Origin of the sequence: Arthrobacter sp. AQ5-05, assembly GCF_003287975.1 — a bacterium.
Lineage (GTDB): Bacteria > Actinomycetota > Actinomycetes > Actinomycetales > Micrococcaceae > Paeniglutamicibacter.
Map to the genome: position 1 here is coordinate 25,353 of NZ_QMKQ01000016.1, position 23,536 is coordinate 48,888.

At 65.1% G+C, this 23,536-nt stretch carries 25 protein-coding genes; 16 read left to right on the plus strand and 9 right to left on the minus strand.

Annotated elements, in window-relative coordinates; translation table 11 throughout:
- Positions 1-34: 34 nt before the first annotated feature.
- From DQ353_RS13885 to DQ353_RS21720, 4 genes are all read right to left on the minus strand, one after another.
- Positions 35-898, minus strand: coding sequence for an anti-sigma factor (locus DQ353_RS13885; protein ID WP_113763336.1), 864 nt, complete (start codon positions 896-898; stop codon positions 35-37).
- Entirely contained in the window at positions 898-1,479 is a 582-nt protein-coding gene (gene sigK / locus DQ353_RS13890; RefSeq protein ID WP_113763337.1) for an ECF RNA polymerase sigma factor SigK, read from the minus strand. The genes DQ353_RS13885 and sigK overlap by 1 nt, the downstream gene beginning before the upstream one ends.
- Before the next feature lie 193 nt (positions 1,480-1,672).
- Positions 1,673-2,350 (minus strand): fasciclin domain-containing protein, encoded by a 678-nt coding sequence (locus DQ353_RS13895; protein ID WP_113763338.1) that lies wholly within the window; start codon positions 2,348-2,350, stop codon positions 1,673-1,675.
- 233 nt (positions 2,351-2,583) lie between these two features.
- Positions 2,584-2,721, minus strand: a complete 138-nt coding sequence (locus DQ353_RS21720) for a hypothetical protein (protein WP_181578403.1) — start codon at positions 2,719-2,721, stop codon at positions 2,584-2,586.
- A 196-nt stretch (positions 2,722-2,917) separates the two neighbouring features.
- Between DQ353_RS21720 and DQ353_RS13900 the strand changes: the two genes are divergently transcribed.
- From DQ353_RS13900 to DQ353_RS22745, 5 genes are all read left to right on the plus strand, one after another.
- A complete protein-coding gene (locus DQ353_RS13900; protein ID WP_113763339.1) occupies positions 2,918-4,057 on the plus strand; it encodes a type III polyketide synthase in 1,140 nt (379 codons plus the stop codon).
- Positions 4,058-4,066: 9 nt separating this feature from the next.
- On the plus strand, positions 4,067-4,777 hold the full coding sequence (locus DQ353_RS13905; protein WP_113763340.1) for a class I SAM-dependent methyltransferase: 711 nt from the start codon (positions 4,067-4,069) through the stop codon (positions 4,775-4,777).
- Complete coding sequence (locus tag DQ353_RS13910; protein ID WP_113763341.1) at positions 4,774-5,928, plus strand: FAD-dependent oxidoreductase; 1,155 nt, start codon at positions 4,774-4,776, stop codon at positions 5,926-5,928. Before DQ353_RS13905 ends, DQ353_RS13910 begins: the two co-directional genes overlap by 4 nt.
- A 208-nt stretch (positions 5,929-6,136) precedes the next feature.
- Positions 6,137-7,096 (plus strand): RNase H family protein, encoded by a 960-nt coding sequence (locus tag DQ353_RS13915; protein ID WP_181578404.1) that lies wholly within the window; start codon positions 6,137-6,139, stop codon positions 7,094-7,096.
- Between the two features lie 163 nt (positions 7,097-7,259).
- Positions 7,260-7,433 (plus strand): DUF8730 family Cys-rich protein, encoded by a 174-nt coding sequence (locus DQ353_RS22745; RefSeq protein ID WP_502696402.1) that lies wholly within the window; start codon positions 7,260-7,262, stop codon positions 7,431-7,433.
- Between the two features lie 103 nt (positions 7,434-7,536).
- Here the strand turns inward: DQ353_RS22745 and DQ353_RS13920 are convergent, their stop codons facing one another.
- Both DQ353_RS13920 and DQ353_RS13925 read right to left on the minus strand, forming a co-directional pair.
- Positions 7,537-8,517, minus strand: a complete 981-nt coding sequence (locus DQ353_RS13920) for an HNH endonuclease family protein (RefSeq protein WP_113763343.1) — start codon at positions 8,515-8,517, stop codon at positions 7,537-7,539.
- Positions 8,518-8,628: 111 nt separating this feature from the next.
- A complete protein-coding gene (locus tag DQ353_RS13925; protein WP_113763344.1) occupies positions 8,629-9,231 on the minus strand; it encodes a sunset domain-containing protein in 603 nt (200 codons plus the stop codon).
- A gap of 244 nt (positions 9,232-9,475) precedes the next feature.
- Here DQ353_RS13925 and kynA point away from each other — a divergent pair, with 244 nt between their 5' ends.
- From kynA to DQ353_RS13960, 7 genes are all read left to right on the plus strand, one after another.
- Entirely contained in the window at positions 9,476-10,345 is an 870-nt protein-coding gene (kynA, locus tag DQ353_RS13930; RefSeq protein WP_113763345.1) for a tryptophan 2,3-dioxygenase, read from the plus strand.
- Positions 10,346-10,354: 9 nt separating this feature from the next.
- Positions 10,355-11,179: a PaaX family transcriptional regulator gene (locus tag DQ353_RS13935; protein WP_286166821.1), complete on the plus strand. Its 825-nt coding sequence runs from the start codon at positions 10,355-10,357 to the stop codon at positions 11,177-11,179.
- Between the two features lie 191 nt (positions 11,180-11,370).
- Entirely contained in the window at positions 11,371-11,706 is a 336-nt protein-coding gene (locus tag DQ353_RS13940; protein WP_113763346.1) for an ArsR/SmtB family transcription factor, read from the plus strand.
- Positions 11,707-11,724: 18 nt separating this feature from the next.
- Entirely contained in the window at positions 11,725-12,198 is a 474-nt protein-coding gene (locus DQ353_RS13945; RefSeq protein WP_113763347.1) for an SRPBCC family protein, read from the plus strand.
- A gap of 736 nt (positions 12,199-12,934) precedes the next feature.
- Positions 12,935-14,344, plus strand: coding sequence for a trimethylamine monooxygenase (locus DQ353_RS13950; protein WP_113763348.1), 1,410 nt, complete (start codon positions 12,935-12,937; stop codon positions 14,342-14,344).
- Between the two features lie 156 nt (positions 14,345-14,500).
- The gene (locus tag DQ353_RS13955; RefSeq protein ID WP_113763349.1) at positions 14,501-14,866 is read left to right on the plus strand and encodes a PadR family transcriptional regulator; all 366 of its coding nucleotides are present in this window, start codon (positions 14,501-14,503) and stop codon (positions 14,864-14,866) included.
- Positions 14,866-16,215 (plus strand): permease prefix domain 1-containing protein, encoded by a 1,350-nt coding sequence (locus tag DQ353_RS13960; RefSeq protein WP_113763397.1) that lies wholly within the window; start codon positions 14,866-14,868, stop codon positions 16,213-16,215. The genes DQ353_RS13955 and DQ353_RS13960 overlap by 1 nt, the downstream gene beginning before the upstream one ends.
- Positions 16,216-16,336: 121 nt before the next feature.
- On the opposite strand, the gene DQ353_RS13965 is transcribed toward DQ353_RS13960, so the two are convergent.
- The 3 genes from DQ353_RS13965 to DQ353_RS13975 all read right to left on the minus strand — a co-directional run bounded on the left by DQ353_RS13965 (position 16,337) and on the right by DQ353_RS13975 (position 18,856).
- A complete protein-coding gene (locus DQ353_RS13965; protein WP_181578405.1) occupies positions 16,337-17,056 on the minus strand; it encodes a transglycosylase family protein in 720 nt (239 codons plus the stop codon).
- Between the two features lie 320 nt (positions 17,057-17,376).
- Positions 17,377-18,066 (minus strand): phosphonatase-like hydrolase, encoded by a 690-nt coding sequence (locus tag DQ353_RS13970; protein ID WP_113763351.1) that lies wholly within the window; start codon positions 18,064-18,066, stop codon positions 17,377-17,379.
- Positions 18,067-18,097: 31 nt separating this feature from the next.
- The gene (locus DQ353_RS13975) at positions 18,098-18,856 is read right to left on the minus strand and encodes a GntR family transcriptional regulator (RefSeq protein ID WP_220094017.1); all 759 of its coding nucleotides are present in this window, start codon (positions 18,854-18,856) and stop codon (positions 18,098-18,100) included.
- A 172-nt stretch (positions 18,857-19,028) separates the two neighbouring features.
- Between DQ353_RS13975 and DQ353_RS13980 the strand changes: the two genes are divergently transcribed.
- From DQ353_RS13980 to phnE, 4 genes are read left to right on the plus strand one after another with little or no spacing between them, the layout of a single operon-like run.
- Complete coding sequence (locus tag DQ353_RS13980; protein ID WP_113763398.1) at positions 19,029-20,228, plus strand: TIGR03364 family FAD-dependent oxidoreductase; 1,200 nt, start codon at positions 19,029-19,031, stop codon at positions 20,226-20,228.
- 14 nt (positions 20,229-20,242) lie between these two features.
- The gene (locus DQ353_RS13985) at positions 20,243-21,157 is read left to right on the plus strand and encodes a phosphate/phosphite/phosphonate ABC transporter substrate-binding protein (RefSeq protein WP_113763353.1); all 915 of its coding nucleotides are present in this window, start codon (positions 20,243-20,245) and stop codon (positions 21,155-21,157) included.
- Complete coding sequence (locus DQ353_RS13990; protein ID WP_113763354.1) at positions 21,157-21,966, plus strand: phosphonate ABC transporter ATP-binding protein; 810 nt, start codon at positions 21,157-21,159, stop codon at positions 21,964-21,966. Before DQ353_RS13985 ends, DQ353_RS13990 begins: the two co-directional genes overlap by 1 nt.
- Positions 21,963-22,781 (plus strand): phosphonate ABC transporter, permease protein PhnE, encoded by an 819-nt coding sequence (gene phnE / locus DQ353_RS13995; RefSeq protein ID WP_113763355.1) that lies wholly within the window; start codon positions 21,963-21,965, stop codon positions 22,779-22,781. Before DQ353_RS13990 ends, phnE begins: the two co-directional genes overlap by 4 nt.
- Positions 22,782-23,536: the final 755 nt, after the last annotated feature.

The following is a 23,536-nucleotide window of genomic DNA, read 5'->3' on the forward strand; positions in this document are numbered from 1 at the left end:
GGATTGGACGCAAAGCGCCTTTTCCCAAGAAATCCTAGAGCGCCTGGACCAGGATCGGTTCGGTGGTCGGTGCCGGGGAACCGGACGCCGGTTCCACCGTGATGCCAAAGTGCGTCACGCCCTCCATGGCACCGGAAACCATGACCATGCCATCGGACTGGGTCCCGGGGACCATGCCCGCCGGCACGGCACCCGTGCCGGAGATCAGCCAGAGTTCGTAGGCCTTGTCGCTGGGCAGGGCGGGCAGGCCGGCGGTGGTCACCGCCATCATGCCCTCCGAGGCCGAATAGGCCAGGGTGACGGTTGCCCCGTCCTCCAGCTTCTGGCTCTTGGACTGGGCATCGGCAGCGGTCAGGATGCGGGTCAGCTCGGACTGCTGGGTGCTCAGCGCGGCCAGCTGTTCCTCAAGTTTTTGCTGCTCGGCATTCTGGTTGACCACGACGCCGCTGAGCACTCCGGCGGCCACCAGCAGCACGCCTGCCGCCAGGGCAAACATCCTTTGGCTGGACTTCCCCTGGACCGGGTGCGATGCGGATCCACCGATCTGCGCCGTCCCGGACACGGGTTCCGCGGCGGCGTCGGTTGCCGCCTCGGGGGCAACCGGGGCGGGTTGTTCCGCGGACCCGGACGTGGCACCGGACGGAACGTCCTGCGGGGAGACCAGCGGCGGCAGCTGCGGGGTGTTTCGGATGGAGGCCATGATGTTGGCCTTGACCCGGGTCGGAGGGGCCACGGGTGCGGCGGAGAGCCCCAGGAGCGCAGCGGTTTCCTGCAGTGCCTCGATTTCCTGGCGGACATCGTCTGAGGTTTCGGCCTGACGGAGGAGTTCCTCGCGTTCCGCGTCACCCAGTGCGTTCAGGGCGAAGCTGCCGGTCAGCTCGTTCTGGTGCTTGTCCATCACGCCACTCCCATCAGGTCTCGAAGTTTGTTCATTCCGTCGCGTATTCGTGTCTTTGCCGTTCCCACCGGGATTTTGAGCAGCTCGGCGACTTCAAGGTGTGTATAGCCGCCGAAATAAGCCAGTTGGATCGCATCGCGTTGGTTTGCGCTGAGTTTTTCCAGCGCCCGGGTGACGCGCTGTCCCTCGTCGTGGGCGATGGCCGTTTCCTCAACGTCATCGTAGCTCGCCTGGAAGTCCTTGATGCCTTCGCGCAGGTCACGGTCCTTGCTGGCCTGGCTGGCGCGGACCCTGTCAACCGCCCGGCGGTGCGCCAAGGTCAGCAGCCAGGTGATTGCCGTGCCGCGGGCCGCGTCATAGCGCGCCGCCTGCTGCCAGGCTTCGACGAACACCTCCTGGGTGACTTCCTCGCTTTGCGCCTGGTCCTTCAGGATGCGCCGGATCAGGCCGAAGACCTGGGGCGAGAGCCGGTCGTAGAGTTCCTCAAAGGCGTTCTCGTCACCTGTGGCGATCCCGAGCATCAGTTCTTCGGTGGTGGGGGCGGAGGTTTGGTCCGTGCCACCGGGTAGGTGTGAGCTCATGCGATATAGCGTCTCATGCATTCCGGGCCCCGCCATTCATCCGTTCTGGTGCGGCGGGCAGGAATCCAGGTTTCCTGCCCGCCGAAATTGCCGACCGGGGCAAGTAGACCGCAGGGGGCCGGCAACCGATGGAGGGTTCCACCGGTTGCCAACCCCCTGGTCGGTTGACCTGCCGCAGTGCGAGGCGCTGCTGCTACTTCTTGGCCGGGGGCATCAGCACGGTGTCCACCAGGTAGACGGTTGCGTTGGCGGTCTGCACGCCTCCGCAGATCACCGAGGCGCCGTTGACCATGAGCTTGTCGCCGCTGCCGGTGACCTTCACGTCCTGTCCTTCGACGGTCTTGTGAGATCCGGCGATGTCGCTCGGGGCGATCTGGCCGGGGATCACGTGGTAGGTCAGGATGGTGCTCAGCGTATCGGCGTCGGCGACCACCGCGTTGAGATCTTTTTCCGGGATGGCGGCGAAGGCCTCGTCAACCGGTGCGAAGACGGTGAACTCGCCGCCGTTGAGGGTGTCAACCAGGTCGACCTTCGGGTTGAGCTTGCCGGACACCGCCGCGGTGAGGGTCTTGAGCAGCGGGTTGTTCGAGGCCGCAACGGCCACGGGATCCTTCGCCATTCCGGCAACCGAGCCATCGCCGCTCGGGACGGCCTCGGCGTAGGCGGCGCAACCGGAGCCCACGAGGTTGGCTGCCGGGTCCATGGCCGCGGCCGAGCTGCTCGGGGCCGCCGCGCTGCTGGACGGGGCGGCCGAGGAGGACGGTGCCATCGATTCGTTGGCCCCGGTGCCCGCCGAGCAAGCGGTCAGGCCCACGGTGGCAACTGCAATCAGTCCGAGTGCTGCGGCAAACTTGCTGTTCATGCGCTTCATGTCATGCTCCTTGCTTGGCGTCGGCCCCTGGGCCTCCGCGCCTTCCCGACCACTGTTGGTTCGGGCTGTCATGGAGCATTCGGTGCCGCGCGGCAAACGGATTGGAAACATGTCAAAAAACTTTTTCGCCGGCGCAGGGGGCGCGATCCCGCATGCCGGCGGACATGGAAGAAGCGGAGAAGATGTCTGTTCTTCTCCGCTTCCCTTGAAGATATCTCCAATCATCAAGTTGCTCAGTGTTTCTTGATGTGGGTTACCTGCTCGGTGTCCGACTCCGGTGCGTTCTTCGAGCGCTTCTCCGCGCGTCGCGCCTTGATCGACTTGCCTGCAGGCTTCTTGTGTTCGTGTCTATGTGGTGATTTGTCTGGCATCAATTACCTCTCACCCTGGGGCGGGGATCGCTTATGACCGATGCTGGTCTCCCAAAAATCACGATACTCCTGGGCCCGCGCGGAAGCCAGCATTTTTTGGAAATGCCCGGGTTCAGGGGCATCGGCCTTCCAATCCACAGGCCGCTGCCGGGCCGCGCCCTTTACCGCACCGGCATCCGGCCATAGGCTCAGCACTATGCCGGTGATGATGAGAACCATCCAAACAGCCGTTCCGCCCACCATCCTGTACCAAGACAAGGCCAGGGACGTTTTTGGCGCCCAACCCGGGCTGACCCGGTTGGGCCAACGCCTGATCAACACGTCGTTTGATTCCGCCCAGATATCCACCCGGCACACCGCAGTCACCGAGTTCACCACCGAGACGGTGGCCGAGAACCCGCTGTTCTTCAATGCGGATTCCGGGCTCCTGCTCAGCCCCAGCACCAAGGAACGCAACGAGGTCTTTGTGGCCACCGTCCCGGGGCTTTACATCGAGTCGGCGCAAAAGGCCCTCGAGGCCTGCCCCGACCTCGGCCCGGAGGATGTCACCCACGTGATCACGGTGTCCTGCACCGGCTTCTACAACCCCGGACCCGACTACCAACTGGTCAGGGCGCTGGGACTGAGTCCCTCCACGCAGCGCTACCACCTGGGATTCATGGGCTGCTACGCCGCGTTCCCGGCACTGCGTGCGGCCAAGAGCTTCTGCGAGGCGGACCCGGACTCCGTGGTGCTGGTGGTCTGCGCCGAGTTGTGCTCGATCCACGTGCGCAGTTCCAACGACCCGGACACCATCATGGGCTCGGCACTCTTCGCCGACGGGGCCGCCGCGGCCATCGTCACGGCCCGCCCACATGCCGGGCCGGGCCTGCGGCTGGATCACTTCGAGACCGTGTTGACCCCGGTGGGCGAGGAGGCCATGGCCTGGAACATCGGCGACGAGGGCTTTGAAATGGTCCTGGGGACCTACGTCCCGCACATCATCGACGACCACATAATTGGCGCCCTTCAGCCGTTGCTGGCCCTCGACGATTCGGTGGGCCCCGACTATGCGGACATCGAGCACTGGGGCATCCATCCCGGGGGCCGGGCAATCCTTGACCGCGTGCAAAAGCGCCTCGAGCTGGGCGACGAGCAGTTGATGCCGGCCCGACGGGTGCTGAACGACTACGGGAACATGTCCAGCGCCACGGTGATGTTCGTGCTCAAGGACATCATGGACGAGAACCTCTCCAAGGACTCGGCATCCGGCCAGCGCGTCTGCTCCATGGCCTTCGGCCCGGGGCTCACTGTCGAGACCGCGTTGATGACCCTTGACACCGGGCAGCGGGGCTAGGCCGCGCACATGCAACGGGACATCGCGGCCACCGAGGAAATGGAGCGCCCCGACGCCGATCCCGTCCTGCTCGAGCGCACCTATGCCCAGTTCCGGCTGGTGAACCGCGCCGTTTCCGGGTGGCGCGGCGTCTACGTGCGCCTGGTCCGCCCGCAGCTGCCACGCGGCAAGACAGGCACGATCCTGGACATCGGGTGCGGTGGCGGAGACGTTGCCCTGGCGCTGCTGCGCTGGGCCAGGGCCGACGGCTACGACGTCAAGGTGCTGGGCATCGACCCCGATGCCCGCGCCCACGATTTTTCCAGCCGAGCCGCGGCCTCCGCCGGGCTCGGGGAACCGGGGATCGAATTCAGGCGCGCCATGAGCGCGGAGTTGGTGGCCGAAGGCGCACGCTTCGACGTGGTTGTGTCCAACCATGTGCTGCACCATCTCGATCCCCCGCAGCTGGCCGGTGTCCTGGCCGACAGCCAGGGCCTCGCCCGGGGCCTGGCGATCCACAGCGACATCCGGCGCCGGCGCAGCGCTCTGTTCCTGTTCGGGCTGGCCACCGTGCCGCTGGCGGGTTCCTCCTACATCAGGCGCGACGGGCTGACCTCCATCCGGCGAAGCTACACCCCGAACGAGCTTTCGCGCGTGCTGCCGCCCGGTTGGCAGGCGCACTCCCAGGGCCCGTACCGGAATCTGGCAATCTGGCACGCCGAGGCACGGATGGCACCATGATCGATGTGGCCATCGTCGGCGGCGGGCCCAGCGGTCTGGCCCTGGCCATCCTGCTGCTGGAATCCGGACACCGGGTGAAGGTGCTCGAATCCCGGACGGCCATCGGCGAGCACTCCCGGGCCATCGGCATCCATCCCCCGGGCCTGGCGGTGCTTGACCGACTGGGGGTCGGTGCCGGTGCGGCGGCACGCGGGGTGGCGATCGGGCACGGGGTGGGCATCTCGCGCGGCCGGATCGTGGCCGAGCTGTCCTTCGGGTCCATCGGCGCGGAGCACCGCTTTGTGCTCTCGCTGCCGCAAAACGACACCGTTGCGCTGCTGCGGGCGCGGCTGCGCTCGCTGGATCCCGAGGCGCTGGCAACCGGAACAGAGTTCACTTCCCATGAGGCACACGACGGGCAGCTGCTCACGCACACGCGGGACACCGGCGGGAACCGGGGCACCGTGCGGTGCCGCTTCCTTGTCGGGGCAGACGGCACGCGCTCGGATGTGCGCAGGGTTTCCGGGGTGCCGTTTTCCGGCCGTCGGCTGCCGGACACCTACCTGATGGGCGATTTCCCCGAAAGCACGGGTTTCGGGTCGATTGCGGCGTTGTTCCTGCACGAGCACGGGATCACCGAGTCCTTTCCACTGCCCGGGAACAAGCGGCGCTGGGTGTGCTGGATCCGGGATTCCGAGACCGCATCGCTGCCCGAGCTCATCATTCGGCGGACCGGGCACACGGTGGATGGGGATCGGAACTCGATGCTCAGCCGGTTCAAGACCGCAAACCTGGCGGTTCACTCCATGAATCCCGGGAACGTTCTGCTCATCGGGGACGCCGCCCACGAGGTCAGCCCCATTGGGGGGCAGGGCATGACCCTTGGCCTGCTTGATGCCGCCGGGCTCGCAGGGATCCTGGATGCCGCGTTGGGCGGGCGGATATCCGGGACCGGCCTGCTGGAGGAATTGGATGCCTTCTCCCGGCTCCGGTTGGCCGCGGCCCGCCGCGCAGCGCTGCAGGCACACGTGAACATGGCGTTGGGCAGGCCGTTGTGGCGTCCGGCAACGGGTGTGCGCGATGCCCTGGCCCGGGCTTCGTTTGCCTCGGACAGGTTTTCCGCCGCGGTCGCGTCCACCTTCACGATGACCCGCGGCCGGGGCGGTCGGTAACCAGTGCTCCGGTACGCCGGCTGAAAAGATGGCAGGGAAGACGACGGTTTCCGCGGTCGGCCATGGCCAGGGGAAAGTCGGACGTTGTGGACAAGTCCCGTGGTCCGGGAGGCGTTTTCTATCCACACAGCGGAATATTTTGGGTAGCTTGGAGGGATGGGGGTTTCCGGATACGGAAAAGCCCGAGCGCCGAACCGAGGAGGGGTCCATGCAGGCACCACGCCCCAGGCCTCCTGCCACGCGGTTCATCCCTGCCGTCCAAGCGGTCACCGAACGTTCCGGGGTCACCGTCGAGGTGGTGCCCCACAACCAGAACCTCTTCTGGGCCGTCGTGCGGACCCAGGCCATCGAGGTGGTTGGCCAGCGGTGCGGGGTGCTTCCCGTCCACGAATCCGGGCACAAGCTCGGTGTGCTCATGGCGCACATCGACAAGGCCATTCGTGCGGTGCGTTGCAACGCGGCGGAGTCCGTCTTTTGCGACAATGTCCTGCTCGAGGGACACCTGAGGTTGCCCGAGGCGCTGGCCCGGATGGGCTTCGAGGTCTCCGAGCGATTCCGTCCACTGGTTGGAGCCCGCGCCGCCACCGCCCTGCTGCGCGAACGCATCGACGACTTCCATTCCGAACTGACGATCACCACCGACGCCTCGCGCAGTTGGCACAGCCCGTTGATGGGCCACGGCTGGATCCTTGACTACGGGAGGGGCTCGTCGCCAACGATCAATGCCTATGCGGCCACCGGCAAGGAAATACTGCAAGGCGAATTGAACTCGATCCACTATGCCCTGCTGGATGCCAGCAGGTACCGCGAGGATCTGTTCGCCGGACGGGTTCGTTTCCACATCCGCTCCGATTCCCTCATGGCCATCGACCTGCTCAACAATCCGGCCAGCCACGCCCGCAGCAGGTCGCAGGCGGCACGGTCCATCGTGCACAAGATCCATGAGCGGCTATCCCGGTCCGAGGTACGGTACAGCTGGGTCAAGGCGCACTCGGGCGATCCCATGAACGAGCTGGCCGACAGGTTGGCGCTGGTGGCCAGGCGTTGCTACGCGGCTGACATCACCTCCGGCGAACGCCAGCGCTTGATGCTGCAAATCGCTGCAGAGGGCGTGGACCTGGGCAAGGTGCTGCCCTTGCGCACCGGCCGCTACTTCCAGGTCCAATAGCCTTCATTCCATCCATGGTCCCCGGCGGCTTCACAGTGGCGGGGGCGGCGCGTTTGCGGGGGCCGCCACCCCATCCATTTTGATACCCCTAGGGGTATGTGGAATCCTTGGTTCGGGCGTCATCCAGTCGGCCTTCGCCTTGGACTTCCCCTGGAGAACGAATATGTGTCGAGCAGTCACCTGCCGCAAATGCTCAAAGACCACCTGGGCCGGCTGTGGACAACACGTCCAGCAGGTCATGAAACACGTGCCGCGCACCGAACGGTGCAGCTGCGACCCGAACGCACCCAAGGAGAAGACGGGCGGCTGGCTCCGCCGGCTTTTCTCGGCCAGGTAGTCCCGGCCCTACGGCGAGATGAAACGAATTTGCCGCCCCTGCAAGTGCACGGCGGCAAATTCACGTTCGTCCCGGATGCCCGAACGGCGATTGGGTAAGGGTGCTACCGCCAACGCAATCGGGTGTCGGAGCTGCTGGTCTTGCAGGTGTAGCTCTTGCCGTTCTTCTTGCCAATGCCCTTGGCGCCCTTGTCGGCCTTCGCGCAGTAGGCGCCGGGCGACACCTGCTTGGACTTGGCCACGCTGGTTGGCTGCTTTCTGGTCGGTGCCGCTGCGTGCTTCGGGGCGGCGGCCGGAGCCTTGGCCGCAACCACCTTGATCGGTGCCACCGTTGCGGCTTTTTGCTTCGGGCAGGAGTTGAGAACGCGCTTCATGGCGTCCTTCTCCGCAGCGGTCACCGAAAGCGCATACTTTTTCTTTACGCTGACCTGGGTGGCCACGTACTGGCAGCGGAAAGGCTTGTGGGTCGGCAACCATTCGGCGGCATTGGCATCGCCCTTGGACCGGTTCGCAGAAGCCTGCGAAGCCATCAGGTTCAACGGGTCGTTGGCGACAGCCAGCCGCTGGTCCTGGGACAGTTTCTGGCCCCCGGAAATCCAGACGTTCTTCAACGCAACCACGTGGTCGATGTCAACGGATCCGCTGTTCACCTTCCACTTGATCGTGGTTCCGGTGTAGGAGTCGGCCAGGACGCCCGAGGCCAGCTGACACTTCCTCGCGTCCTTGTATTTCACCTTCGACAGGTCTCGCTTGAGGGTGTCCTGGCGCTCGTCGCACTTGTTTTTGTTGAAGTCTTTCCAGCCGTTCCCGAACCTCTTGTTCCGGTCATACCCGGTGGCCGGCGCCTTGCCCTTGACCGGCAAGGCATTCAGGACGGTCATCGCGGCAGGGCCATCGAGCCTGGCCCCCGGGAGGACCTTCGCCACCCCGGCCGGTGCCTTGGGCGTGGCCTTCGCGGCGGGGACACGGACGGATGCCGAGGCACCGGCCTCCGGCGGTGCAGAACCGTCCATGGCGGCGGGGTCCACGACCAAGGATCCGGTCAGGATCAACACGGTGAGAATGAAGGAAATCAGGTGTTTCAAATCGCTCTTTCAAGATGACTCAACGAGGCACAACGCCAAAGGTACAGGTAAACACCCGTGGCCCACAGTTTGACTGCGGGCCACGGCCGTCATTCGATTGCTGGGACGGCTTTAGCGCTTGGAGGCGCGGTATCCGGCCTTGCTCGCATCGGAGGTGTTCTTGAAGCACTGCTCCGGAACCGTTCGGTCATAGTACTGGCCACCGCGAACGTGGTATTTCCATTCCTTGTTGCTGCCGGTCTTGTTGCCCTTGACCGGGAACGCGGCGGGGCAGCTCTTGCCCTTGGGCGCGGCCCACGACTTCTTCGCCGCGGCCTTCTTGACGACCAGGGTTTGCGTCTTGGAGATGGATTTCTTCTTCTTGCCGAGCTTGTAGTTCACCTTTGTCGTCACCTTGTAGGTGCCGGCCTTCAACTTGACCGAGGTCTTGTTCTTGGCAACGGTCTTCTTCCCCTGCTTGACGGTCAGCACCTTGGAGGTGATCTTCACGCCCTTGGCCGCCTTGGCCAGCGGCTTGATGGTGGCCTTCGCCGATCCCTTGACGGTCTTGGTGGGAATCTTCCCGATAGCAACGGCCGGCGCCTTCTTGGCGGCCACGACGCTGATGACACCCTGCGCGGGCGCCACCGGTGCGGCCGCTGCAACGGCGGCCCCGGAAAACGCGATCGACACCGCCGCGGCAAGGGCAGTGAGCGTGCGAGTGAAAGTCTTCATGAATCCCCCATGTTTTCGGGCGCATCTTCTCCGCGGCCCGCGATCGTAGTACGAGCTTCAATCAAACCATGATGACGCCTAAGAAAGGCGATCGACATGAGGCTGGCTGGTGGCGACCGCGAACAGGGACCGCATCTTCAGCGTCCCGCCAAAAGCAGGCATCCGTCCAGCAGTCGGCGCAGGGATCCAAAATGCGTAGATTTCACTATCTTGACGCACGTCGAGATACTGATACTCTGTTCCCATGGCCTGCCCACACGCACAGACACCCGAGGGTGCACGCGAAATCGAAGACACCGTCCGCACCGACTTCCACAACGCCATGTCCTATGGAAGCTACTTGGACCTCGAGCGCCTGCTCTCGGCCCAGCACCCGGTCAGCGTTCCCGAGCACCACGACGAAATGCTGTTCATCATCCAGCACCAGACCAGCGAACTCTGGCTCAAGCTGATGCTGCACGAACTCATGGAGTCGCGCCGGCTGATGGACAACGACGAAATCGGCAAGTCCCTTAAATGCCTGGCCCGCGTCAAGCACATCCAAAAGACCCTCACCGAGCAGTGGGCGGTGCTGGCCACACTGACCCCGCGCGAATACGCACAGTTCCGCGGCTTCCTCGGATCGTCCTCCGGCTTCCAGTCCTTCCAGTACCGGGCCGTCGAGTTCATCCTGGGCAACAAGCACGAGGGCATGCTCAAGGTCTTCGAATCCGATCCGGAGGCGCACCAGCTGCTCACCCAGGTCCTGCACGAACCGACCGTCTACGACGCGTTCCTGCATGCACTGGCACGCTCCGGATATGCGATTCCCGAGGAAATCCTGGATCGCGACGTCACCAAGCCATGGGTGTTCCACGAGGCCCTGGTGCCCATCTACAAGGACATCTACGAATCCGACGACACCACGTGGAGCCTCTACCAGGCCTGCGAGGACCTCGTCGACCTGGAGGACAACTTCCAGGCCTGGCGCTTCCGCCACATGCGCGTCGTGCAGCGCACCATCGGCTTCAAGAAGGGCACGGGCGGATCCTCCGGCGTCGATTTCCTCAAGCGCGCCCTGGATCTCACGTTCTTCCCGGAGCTGTACGCCGTGCGCACCGAGATCGGCAAGTAGCCCAGACACGTGCTTTCCGAACTCGATGACCTCGATGCCCGCCCGGGCAGCACCACTTCCCTGGTGCGCACCATCGTGGGTCTGTACCTGCGCGAATTGGGCGGCTGGATCTCCTCGGCGCACCTGATCGCGCTGATGGACGCCCTGGGCACCAAGGCGCAGGTGACCCGGACAGCGATCTCACGCCTGAAGAAGAAGGGGATACTGGAGCAACGGGAACGCGACGGGGTTTCGGGGCTCGAGCTCACGGCCACCGGCGAACGCATCCTGGCCCGCGGGGATCGGCGCATCTTCGAGCCGCGTTCCATGGGCGCGGACGACTCGTGGTGCCTGGCCTCCTACTCCATTCCGGAGTCCGAACGCGAACGCCGCCACCAACTGCGCAAGTACCTGCAGGGTATCGGTGGCGGGTTGATGGCCCCGGGGCTGTGGATCTTCCCCGACTACCTGCGCGCCGAGGTGTGGGAGATCCTGCGCGTGCTCGACCTGGAGGACCACGCGACCATCATTGTCTCCAACACCCTGGAGTTCACCGGCACGCCGCGGGCCCTGGCCGCAGCATGGTGGGACCTGGATGCGTTGGCCGCTCTGCACCAGATGTTCCTCGAACAGAACGGGGCGATGGCCGAGACCGGTTTCCCGAGCGCCGGCGACAGCTTCGCGGCCTACGTTCGCGCCATCGACTCCTGGCGTACCATCCCCTATCTCGACCCCGGCTTGCCCGAGGACTACCTGCCCGGCAATTGGCCCGGACACCGAAGCGCAGAGCTGTTCCTTGGAATCCAGGGGCGCCATGCCGCCGCTGCACGCGAATTCATGCGCTCTGTCGCATAAATGGAGCCGCGCCTGGTCGCGGGTGCTGCCCGGGAGATTCCCCATGGCAACACCCGCACAGGCTGCGTCTTGAATTGTGCCGGATCGGGAAATTTCCCAGATTTCCCTGGCCCACCCCTTGACTACGGAAGGGCATCGGAGCAATCTTGTAATCAACCGAAAGGTTGATAAAGAAATGAGTTGAATACGCGATGTTTGACGAGCAGGACCTCAACAGGGCGTTCCTCGCCCTCGCTGACCCGACACGGAGGCAAATCATCGTCCGGCTCTCGGCCGGACCGGCCACCGTCAACGAACTCGCCGAACCGTTCAAGATGTCCATCCAAGGCATCTCGAAGCACATTCAGGTCCTGGAACAGGCGCACTTGGTGACCCGCACACGCGAGGCTCAACGCCGCCCGGTCCACTTGAATCCTGCACTTCTCACGGAACTGACCGGCTGGATCGACAAGTACAGGATACTTGCCGAGGCAAAATACGACCGCTTGGATGCCGTGCTCCAAAAGCATTCCGCACGCCGCGGATAATTCCAGGAAAGTCTCATCATGAGCAACCCATTGAACCTCACCGTCCCCGAAGGCGCGCCCTTCATTGATTTCACCCGGGAGTTCGATTTCCCCGTTGACGCCGTGTTCGAGGCGCATCGCGATCCGGCCCTCGTCGCCCAATGGCTTGGGCCGAACAACATGAAGATGGAAGTCGACCACTACGACTTCCGCACCGGAGGCTCCTATAAGTACGCCCATTCCGATGAATCAGGAACCTACGGCTTCAGCGGAGTGTTCCACACCGTGCGCGAGAACGAGTTCGCCATCCAGACCTTCGAGTTCGACGGATACCCCGACGTCGTTGCCATGGATTACATGCGCTTCGAAGCATTGGAGGGCAACCGCTGCCGGCTGGTGGGCCACTCCGTCTACCCGACCCAAGAGGCTCGGGACGGCATGGCCGCCTCGGGAATGGAAGAGGGCATGTCGCAGGGCTACCAACGGCTGGAGGCCCTGCTCTCCGCCCGCTGACCACCACGTGTCCCGGGGTGGCCGCCCTGCCGCGGCATCCCCGGGACGCCACCAAACAAGACCCTGCCAAACCCAAAGTGGACAGTGAGGGGGAATCCGTCGGCCGGAGCGATACCGGCGGCAACATCCGGTGCAGAAGGAAGCTGCCCCAAGCTGCGCTCCGGGTCAGCATACGCGCTTGGGCCTGGTCCGAAATCCGCCACAACGCCTGCGGCAACCTATTCCGGCAGAACGATTTAACATTTCAGTATCTGTCAATTTACCCATGTCAATGTCTAAATTGTTACCTTTGCATGCGGACGCCCGGGAATGCCTTTCCAGCTGCTGCCCCGGCCCCGGATACCGGGCAATATGCCAACATATAAGTATTTGAAACTCTTGTTTTTGGCTGGGTTCCCGGCCTTGAATTAGGGCACAAGATTTGACTAATTGGCCCGCTACTGCTGTTATGGAGAGAGAACCAGTCCACCCACATCGGGCCGAACGCTGGTTCATTCGGAACCGCAATGACCGCTATCTGCCGGTCCTTTTCTGTTATTGCGGTGCCTCTCCCCCCTGCGGGGATCGAGGCCCGGGAGCATTTGACCTTGCGGCGCACGAAGCGCCGGGCCTCGTATTCGGAGGAGAGCTTTGCCTCTATCAAGGGTCGAACTTCCATTGTCGCCTTTCATTGGCGCGGTCCCGAATTGCCCTTTGCCACGGGTAATTGAATCGGCCCTGGAATGAGGAGAAAAGCATGAGCTTGCGAGTCGGAATCATTGGTGCAGGACCCAGCGGAATGGCACAGCTGCGGGCATTTGAGGCCGCGCGCGCCAAGGGTGCGGACATGCCCGAAATCGTTTGCTTCGAAAAGCAGTCCGACTGGGGCGGCCAGTGGAACTACAGCTGGCACACCGGCATCGACGGCTCGGGGGAATCGGCCCACTCGTCGATGTACCGGCACCTGTGGTCCAACGGCCCCAAGGAATGCCTGGAGTTCTCCGACTACACCTTCGATGAGCACTTCGGCCGGCCGATTTCCTCGTTCCCGCCGCGCGAGGTCCTCTTCGACTACATTGCAGGCCGCGTCGAAAAGTCCGACGTGCGCAAGTACATCCAGTTCAACACCGCCGTTCGCTGGGTCAACTACGACGAGGCAACCGAGGAGTTCACGCTCTTCAGCCAAGACGTGAAGACCGGGGAATCCAAGACCCATGTCTTCGACAAGCTGGTCGTCTCCACCGGGCACTTCTCCACCCCCAACATCCCGGAGTTCGACGGGATCAACACCTTCCCCGGCGAGGTGCTGCACGCCCACGACTTCCGCGGGGCCGAGCGCTTCGGCGGCAAGCGACTGCTGATGATCGGGTCCTCTTACTCCGCGGAGGACATCGGCATGCAGGCGCACAAGATGGGCGCCGCCTCGATCACCCTGAGCTACCGCAGCGGACCCATGGGATTCGACTGGCCTTCAACCACCGTCGAGCGTCCGCTGGTCACCCGCTTCGAGGGCACCACTGCGCACTTCGCCGACGGTACCAGCGGCGAGTTCGATGCTGTCATCATGTGCACCGGCTACCTGCACAAGTACCCGTTCCTGCCCTCGGACCTGGCGGTGAACTCCCCCAACGTCCTGTACCCGGGAAACCTCTACAAGGGCGTGGTGTGGCAGCAGAACACCAACCTGTTCTACCTGGGCGCACAGGACCAGTACTACACCTTCAACATGTTCGATGCGCAGGCATGGTTTGCCCGCGACGTCATGACCGGCAAGATCGCCATGCCCTCGGCCGAGGAACGCGCCGCTGACATCGAGTCCTGGCTCGATATGCAGGCCGCCCTGGCCGACCACGACGCCGAGGCCGATTTCCAGACCGACTACGTCCGCGAATTGATCAACGCGACCGATTACCCGGAATTCGACCTTGATGCCGTCAGCACCCTGTTCAAGGACTGGATGCGCCACAAGTCCGAGGACATCCTGGGCTACCGCGACAAGGCCCACCGTTCGGTGATCACCGGAACCATGGCCGAGATCCACCACACGCGCTGGATCAACGCCATGGACGACTCGCTGGAGCGTTTCCTCAACGGCCCGTCGCAGAACATGGACACCAATGCCATGGCGACCGTGGATGCCAACGCCATCCTGGCCAGGGGCAAGTAGGCAACCGGCGCCATCTCCGGGCAGCCTCGCGAAGGTCCCGTTGCCCCCCGCAAGGTGGGGCAACGGGACCTTTGTCGTTGAGCCGAAACCGCCTTCGCTTGCTTTCAGGGACACCCGGGCGTTCAATACATAGAAGATCTATGTATAGGAGGAAGTGTGCGCATCGACAAGGACCTGGTCGCCGCATCGGCGACCCCGCTCGTGCTGGGGATCCTCTCAGAGGGCGAGCTGCACGGCTATGCCATCATCAAGAAGGTCGGCGAGCTTTCCGGCGGAGACATGCAATGGACCGACGGGATGCTCTACCCCTTGCTGCACCGCCTCGAGCGGCTCGGCCACCTCGAGGCGAGGTGGGGCCACTCCCCCGAGACCGGGCGCCGGCGCAAGCACTACGCCATCACCCCGTCCGGACGCGAGGCCCTGGCCGAGCGGCGGGAACAGTGGAGCGTGGTGGCCAAGGCGCTGCGGCAGGTGTGGCACAACGCGCAGCTCCCGCCGGCGATGGAAACGGGGTGGGCGTGATGGAACCCCAAGAGGGGCTCGAAGCCCAGATCGATTACTGGCGCGGCTACGTCGCCCGGCGCCGGGCCATCTCGCCCGCTGACCTCGACGAGCTCGAGGACCATCTGCGTGAGCAAATCGCCGAACGGCGGGCCGGCGGGCTGGACGAGGACGAGTCCTTCCTGGTGGCCATCAAGCGCATGGGCAACCTGGACGCGGTTTCACGCGAGTTCGCCCGGGAACACTCCGAAAGGCTGTGGAAGCAGCTTGTGCTGCTCCCCGAGCACCCCGCGGCCGCAGGCGTTCCGCCATGGCGCGAGCTTGCCGTCGTGCTGTCACTGGCAGTGGGTGCGGGTCTGGCCCTGAAGGCCGGGCTTTCCTGGCTGGGTGGGGATGAGGTGCTGTTGCGCAACGCGGGCCTGCTGGTCTTCCCGTTCCTGGCCGCCTACTTCGCGTGGAAGCGGCAGCTCTCCGGGCGGCTTCTGCTCGCGCTGGTTGTTCCCTTCGCCGCGCTGGCCGTGGTGCTGAACGCCTACCCGTTCGCCCCGGAGGGTTCCACCGGGATGTTGGCGGCATTGCATGCCCCGGTGCTCCTGTGGCTGTTGGCCGGGGTGGCGTACGTCGGCGGGCGCTGGCGAAGCGACGGGCGGCGCATGGACTTCGTGAGGTTCACCGGCGAGTTGGCCATCTACTTCACGCTGCTGGGCCTGGGCGGAGGTGTGCTCATCGGGCTCACCGCCGCGGTGCTGCAACTGGTGGGCCTGGACCTGGAACCGGCCATGGAGGCCTGGATCCTGCCCTTCGCCGTGCCCGGCGCGCTGGTGGTCGCCGCTTGGCTGGTGGAGGCCAAACAGGATGTCATCGAGAACATCGCCCCGGTGCTCACGCGCATCTTCACGCCGCTGACCATCGCCATGCTGCTGGCCATGCTGGTCGTGCTCACCACCGCGGGCGGGCTCCTCGATGTGGACCGAGGCCTGCTGATCCTCATGAATGCGGTGCTGGTGCTGGTACTGTGCCTGCTGCTCTACGCATTGTCGGCGCGCGAGCCGCTGGCTCCGGCGGGCATCTTCGATGTCATGCAGCTGGTCCTGCTGGTGGCGGCGCTGGCCGTGGACGCGGTGATGCTCACCGCCATGCTGGCGAGGATCGCCGAGTTCGGATCCAGCCCCAACAAGATCGCCGCGCTGGGGCTGAACCTGCTGCTGCTTGTCCACCTGCTGTGGGCGGCCCGGCTTTCGGCCGGGTTCCTGCGCGGCCGGTGCCGGTTCGCGGTGCTTGAACGCTGGCAGACCAGGTACCTGCCCGTCTATGGCCTGTGGGCGGCCCTGGTGGTGTTCGTTTTCCCGCCGGTCTTCGCGTTCGCCTGAGCCGCTCCCGCGGCCCCGGCGTCGGGGAGCGGACACGCAAAAGGGCTGCTCCCTAGCCACTTGGGGGTTTGGCTAGGGAACAGCCCTCCTGGCCGTTCGTCCGCTCGTACGAGGGACCGGTTTACTTGGTTGGCAAGTCCAGCGACTGGCCAACAAGAATGAGGTCGGCGCTGGGAACGACGTCCTGGTTCAGCGAGTACAGGCCCTGCCAGCTGCTCAGGCCCTGGGCCTGGGCGATCTTGAACAGGGTGTCCCCGGTCTTGACGGTGTAGTTCTTGCCCGAGTCCTTGACGTTGACGCTGATGACCGGGGCCTTGGCCACCGGGGCTGCGGCGCGCTTGCCGGAAGAGGCGTAGCTCTTGGCCGGAACCGACTTGGTCTTGTAGGTCTTGGCCGAGGTCGACTTGTAGGTCGAAGCCTTGGCGGACTTCTTCACGGTGTCCTGCTTCGGGGTGGCCTTGTAGGTCTTGGCGACAGACCCCTTGCCCCCGGAGAGCCCCAGCTTGGCGGAGCATGCGGGCCATGCACCCCAGCCCTGGCCTGCCTTGACGTTCTCGGCAACACGGATCTGCTCGGCCTTGGAGGCGTTGGCGGCGCTGCCACTGCCGCCAAATGCCTTCCAGGTGGAGTCGGTGAACTGCAGTCCGCCCTTGAAGCCATTGCCGGTGTTGATGGACCAGTTGCCGCCGGACTCGCACTGGGCCAGTGCGTCCCAGGTGCCGGTGCTTGCTGCCGAGGCCGGTGCCACCGACATTGCCATGGCTCCCCCGGCCAAGGCGATTGCGGCGATGGTTGCTGCGCCACGGCGAATGTTTTTGGTTTTGGTGTTCTGCTGGATCATGTTTCTCCAGTGCCATCCTCCGCTTAAGTCGTCCAGGACCATCATGGCGGCGTTGTCCGGCGTCGCAATCGACGTTCGAGTGGCTACCGCCGTCATGGACAACGAGGGATACTCGGCGGTAGTTGTGACGCGTTCCGTAACCTGCTGTTATAGAAACGTTACTCAAAGACCGTACGACACCACCCCGGGGCCACGTCAAGCCGGGAGCCCCATCGACATGCATAACACCTAGTCAAAACGTGGAAAAAAGTTAATCACACGCCAAAAAGCGCCCCGGGAGCCGCGCTGGCCTCCGAGGCGCTGTTACCAAAACGATATTATTAGCGGCTGACTAGTGCAGACCCGAGAACGCTGGGAAGGTTCTTGACGCCCTCCAACACCCAGCTGTGCGGATGCTGCTCGAGTTCCTCGCGGCCCAGCGCCCCGGTGAGCACGCCCAGGCCTTGCACGCCTGCATGGTGTGCCGCCAGGAGGTCGACCACGGTGTCCCCGCCGGCCACGACCGCACGCACATCATGCACCCCGGTGGCCTCCATGACCCGGTGGATCATGTACGGCGCCGGCCGGCCGGCGGCCACCTCGTCGCTGGTGACCACGGCATCGAGCAGCTGGCCTTCGCCGATCCCCCAGCCCAGCGTCTCCAGGATCGGCGCGGCAACATCGCGCGAAAAACCGGTGGTCAGGCCTACCTTGATTCCGCGGGCCTTGAGTGCGCGCAGCGCGTCCTCGACCCCCGGCAGGGCCACCGGCGGCCTCGCCGCGTAACGCTCGGCCAGCAGGGCCCGGAAGTGGTCGAACTGCGCGGCAACGACGTCGGCGTCCGCCTTCACTCCGCCGAGTTCCATCAGTGCGGCAATGGCCTCGGTCTTGTCCGCCCCCATCCAGGTCTGCAGATCGGCTGCATCCACGGTGGCCCCCGTGGCCGTGACCGCGTCCTCTAGGGCGCGGTAGACGATCCCGTGCTCGTTCACGGTGGTGCCGGCCATGTCCAAAACGACAAGTTCAATCATGGTTTTCATCCTTATGTTGTTGGTTCAGGTTTCAGGCGACCAGCGGGACGCGCACCAACGCGGCCCTGGATGCCCTGGTGTTTTCGATGACGAAGTTCGCAAGGTGCGGCAGGTACCGGTCATCGGAGCATTCAAGGATGCGTCCGTCGGCCGCATAGGTCAGCCGGTGCTCGCGCAGCAGTGCCGAGCCCGGCTCCACGCCCAACAGCTCGGCGTCGGTCGCGTCCGCGCCGACCGCATCAATCACGTGCCTGCCCCGGGTCAGGTCCACGCCCCGGCTCGTCAGGTATCCGAAGATCGAGCCGCTGTCGGTGTCGAAGCCAAAAAGTGCGTTGCCGACCTCCACGATGAAGTTGCTGCGTTCGACCATGGTCGGATTCCCGTCAAGGGACCGCAGCCGCAGCACCTGGATGACCGGCTCCCCGGGCCGGAGCCCCATCTTTCCCGCCAGGTCCTCGTCGGCGGGGCGCCGGGCGATCTCCAGGGTCCGTTGGCCCGGTTCCCGGCCCAGCGAATGGGCCCACTCCGAAAAGGACATGAAGGTGGCAAACGACTGGGACGGCACCGGGCGGGCGACCACCGGGGGCTTTCCCCGGCCGCCGGTGACCATCCCCTCGCTGCGCAGGCTTGCCAACGCCTGGCGGACGGTTCCACGGGAAACGCCGTGCTGGGTGCAAAGCTCCGCTTCGCTGGGCAACGGCTTGCCCTCTTTCCAGTCGCCGGAAGAGATCTTCTCGCGGAAGAGGTCGCTGAGTCGCTGGTGGATGGGTTCATCGGATATTGACGGCACGTACTTGAGCATACAAGTGGAATCCGCGGCAATCCGGGGTCCTGGGTGAACTGTAAATGAACAGGTCATGAAGGGATTATCGACCAAATGAACCGTTGGTGAACTTGTTTGGACAAGTGCCGTTCTGGCTTGATCCCGGGTGCCCCGAGCGGCAACCATCAATGCCGTGAACATGATCAAAACGAATTCCGAGGCCACCGCAGAACCGGTGGCAAGCACCGACGTCCTGGTCGTCGGGGCAGGCATCATTGGCCTGGCCCACGCCGCGCTGGCCCTGCAAGCGGGCCTGAGCGTCACCGTCATCGAACGCGACCACCGTGCGGTGGGCGCCTCGGTGCGCAACTTCGGCCATGCCTGCATCACTGCCCAGCACGGCGAGCTCTACGAACTGGCCCAGGCCGGCCGGAAGCACTGGCTCGACTTCGCCGCCAAGGCAGGGTTCTGGGCCATCGAGTCCGGCGCCCTGGTGGTCGCCGCGACGGAGACCGAGCTGCAACTGCTGCGCGAATTCTCCGCCTCGCGCCCCGAGGGCCAGGTCACCGTCCTGGACCCGGATGCCGTGCGGGCCAGGCTCGGCCGCGAAAACACCGACGGCATCCGCGGCGGCGCCTTCCTGGCCGATGACCTGCGTGTCGACCCGCGCACCACCGTCGCCACCCTGGCCGGATGGCTCGACGCCCAGGACGACGCAGCGGTGCACTTCAACACCGCCGCCCTGGGCTTCGGCAGCGGCACCTCGCGCAGGGCCCGGGTGGACACCGGCCGCGGCGCCTTCGAGGCGGACCGGGTATTCATCTGCGTCGGCCACGACGTGGATTACCTGTTCCCGCAGATCGCCGCCGAGCACCGGATCACCCGCTGCGCCCTGCAGATGGCCGCGGCCCCCGCCCCGGAAAGCACCACCATCATCCCGGCAGTGCTCACCGCGACCTCCATGCTGCGCTACGACGCCTTCACGCAGCTGCCCTCGGCGAGCGCACTGCGCGCACAGGTCGCCGCCGCACGCCCGGACCTGCTGGAGATCGGCGCCAACGTGATGTTCACACAGCGTCCCGACGGCACCTTGCTGCTCGGGGACTCGCACTCCTACGGCCTGGCCCAGGACCCGTTCCTGAACGAATCCACGACCCAGACGCTCCTGCAGGCCGCGGCGAAGGTGCTCGATGTCCGGTCCTTCGACACTTCCGAACGCTGGCAGGGCATCTATGCCTCCTCCGAGGTCTCCCCGCTCCTGGTGCGCGACATCACCGAGGCCATCACCCTGGTCTCGGTGACCAGCGGCATCGGCATGACGCTCTCCTTCGGCCTGGCCGAGGCAAACCTCAACTCCCGTCCCGTCTCCCGGCCCACCGCCTCCACCACCACCCGCTAAGGACCAGGCTTTCCATGAAAACCACTCGCACCCTCGCCCTGTCCCTGGCAGCGCTCGCTGCCTTCACGCTGGCGGGTTGCTCCTCCACCGAGGCCCCGGCCAACGCCGATTCCAACGCCTTCTGCCCCACCGGGGAACTGAAATTCGGCATAGAACCGTTCGAAGACCCCACCAAGCTCGAACCCGCCTACCAGGTCCTGGCCTCCGCACTGGGCAAGGAACTGGACTGCAAGGTCGAAGTCCAGGTCGTGGAGGACTACGCCGCCGAAGTGCTCTCGATGCGCAACGGCAAGCTGGACATCGGCCAGTTCGGTCCCATGGGCTACGTCTTCGCCTCCACCAAGGCCAACGCCGAGCCGCTGGCGTCCTTCGGCACCTCCGATGGCTTGCTCTCCTCCTACACCGCCGGCATCTGGGTACCGGAGGACTCGGACATCCGGTCCATCGAGGACTTGCGAGGCAAGGACCTGGCCCTGGGCTCGGTCGGTTCCACCAGCGGGGACGTGCTTCCGCGCTTCGGCCTGAAAAAGGCCGGAATCGCCGAGGACGAACTGAACATGAACTACGCCGGCGGGCACCCCGAGGCCCTGCTGGCCCTGGCCAAGGGCACCGTGGACGCGGCCCAGATCAACTCGCAGACCCTGGCCAGCGCCACCGAATCGGGCAACTTCGACCCCGCCGGATTCCGCCAGGTCTGGGAAAGCGAAGCCATCCCCAACGACCCGATCACTGTCTCGGCGGACGCCGACCCGGCCTTCAAGGCCGCGGTGAAGGACGCGCTGCTGAACCTGGCCCCGGCCGACATCGAGGCCGTGGGCAAGTTCCTGGACGTCACCCCGGCCGGGCCCCTGATCGAGGTCACCAGGGAAACCTACAACCCGCTCTTCGACCTGGCCGAAACCATGGGCCTGACCGAGAAGGACATCTAATGACCACCCTGCACCTTCCAATCCCCCGGCTGGCCCAAGCCGCAGTGCCCGGCGAACCCATCCTTGAGGTGGAAAACCTCACCAAGTCCTTTGGCGGACGCACCGTGCTGGACGGGGTCGATTTCACCCTGTCCCGCGGCTCCGTTGTCGCCTTCCTGGGCGCCAACGGCTCGGGCAAGTCGACCACGCTCAAGTGCATCATGGGCCTGGAGACCCCCGAGGACGGCTCCATCAAGTTGGCCGGAACCGAGCTGTCCGCGCTGCGCGGAACCGAACTGGCCAAGGCCAGGTCCGCGGTGGCCATGGTCTTCCAGAAGATCCACCTGGTCCCGCGCCGCACCGCACTGGACAACGTATGCGCCGGCGCCCTGGGCAGGCTCGGCGGCCCGGCCTCCATCAGCCCGATGTTCTTCCCCCGCGAGCTGAAGGAGGAGGCCATGGCTGCCCTGGCCCGCGTCGGCATGGCCGACCGTGCCCATGAGAAGGCCGGCCGGCTTTCGGGCGGACAGGCCCAGCGTGTGGCGGTCGCCCGCGCCCTGTGCCAGCGCGCTTCCGTGGTGCTGGCCGACGAGCCGGTCTCCGCCCTTGACCCGCGCGCCGCCGAGGAAGTCATGGCACTGCTGGCCGAACTGGCCCACGAGGAAAACCTGGCCGTGGCCGCGGTGCTGCATCAGCCGGATTTGGCCCTGCGCCACGCCGACACCGTTATCGGCCTGATAGACGGCCGCATCGAATACTCCGGGGACATCTCCGGCCTGGATGCGTCCATGCAGGCCCGCCTCTACACCCCGCACCGGGCAGCGGCATGAGCGCACCGGTCGCACGGCTCTCGGTTCCCAAGCTCCCCAACGCCGGGTGGCGGATCACCTCGATCCTCACCGCCATCGCGGTGTTCGTCGTGCTGCACGTCTTCGCGCTGCGCGGCACCGACTTCGAGGTGGCGGCACTGGTCACCGGCGCCGAGGGCATGGCCTCCTTCCTGGCCGACGCCTTCCCGCCGGACCTGGACTGGGAAGGGGTGCTGGCCCCGGCCTTGAAGGCCACCACGGTGACGCTGTGGATCGGCCTGTTGGGCACCACGCTCTCGATTCCCAGTGCCCTGCTGCTGGCGGTGTTCGCTTCACGCACCACCACCCCGCACCGGGCCGTGTACCAGCTCTCCCGCGCGATCCTGTCCTTCTTCCGCGCGGTCCCCGACATCGTGTTCGCGCTGATCTTCGTCACCGCGGTGGGCCTTGGCCCCTTCGCCGGGGTGCTCGCGTTGATCTGCCACAACACCGGGGTCATGGGCAAGCTCTGGGCCGAGTCCATGGAGGAGACCGACAACGGTCCGCAACAGGCACTGTCCACCGCCGGTGCCTCGCGCCTGCAGCAGGTCACCCACGCGGCCCTGCCCATGGTGCTGGGCCAATTCGTCGGGTTGCTGCTCTACCGCTTCGACGTGAACGTGCGCTCCTCGCTGGTGCTGGGACTCGTCGGTGCCGGCGGCATCGGGCTGCTGATCAACCAGTCCATCAAGTCCTTCCGCTTCGATGCGATGGCCACGCAGATCATCGTGGTGCTGGTGCTGATCATCCTGGTCGACCAGCTCTCCTCGTTCATCAGGCGCAAGCTCGAGGTCTAGCAGGACTTTCCGGGCCTCGGGCTGCGTGGAGGAGCGGAGGAGCGCAAGCTTGTCCAAGGCCAGCGGGCCATATGAAGCAGGCTCCGCCGTCCACAGGGGCATGGCAGGCGCCAAGCGAACCTTGCTCCCGAACGGTATACGCGCCATGCACTGGTTGCCGCGCGTGGCTGGCCCGTTATGCCATGGCGGGCGGGGCTGCAGCACCCACCGGGGCTTCCGACGAAGAACGGATTTGGGTGCCCCGGTGCTGCCGAGGCTTGTTCTGGTGCCGGGAATTGCCGTGAACGGGCCCGCCGCTGAAATCTCGGTGCCGACACCACCCTGCACGTGGCAAGAAGCTTCGTCGTGACCCCTCCGGTGCTTAGCCTCCATTGTCCTCCGATGCAGATTGGTGGCGCTTGCCGAAGCTGGGCAGCCCTGCCGAGAAGGCACACCAGTGAGCCCACGCCTAGGCCTGCACACGATGATTCCGCAGCGCCAAAAACCCTTGGAACCATCGAACGACATACCTTCCACGCGTATGCCACTGCGTGAATCAGGACGCGCGGGCACCACCCCAGGGTGCGGACCGGATCCTCCAACCTTTGGCACCGGTAACAGGATCAACCACTTCAGCTTGCACCTGGGCTCCATCGATTGCGGCGGCACACCGTCGGTTGAGCCAGCACATTGTCATCGTTGGGCCACAGGATCCCCACCATCCGGTCCTTTGGCATGCAGAATCCTGGAAAGCCCGGCCTGGGTTTCCTCTATCC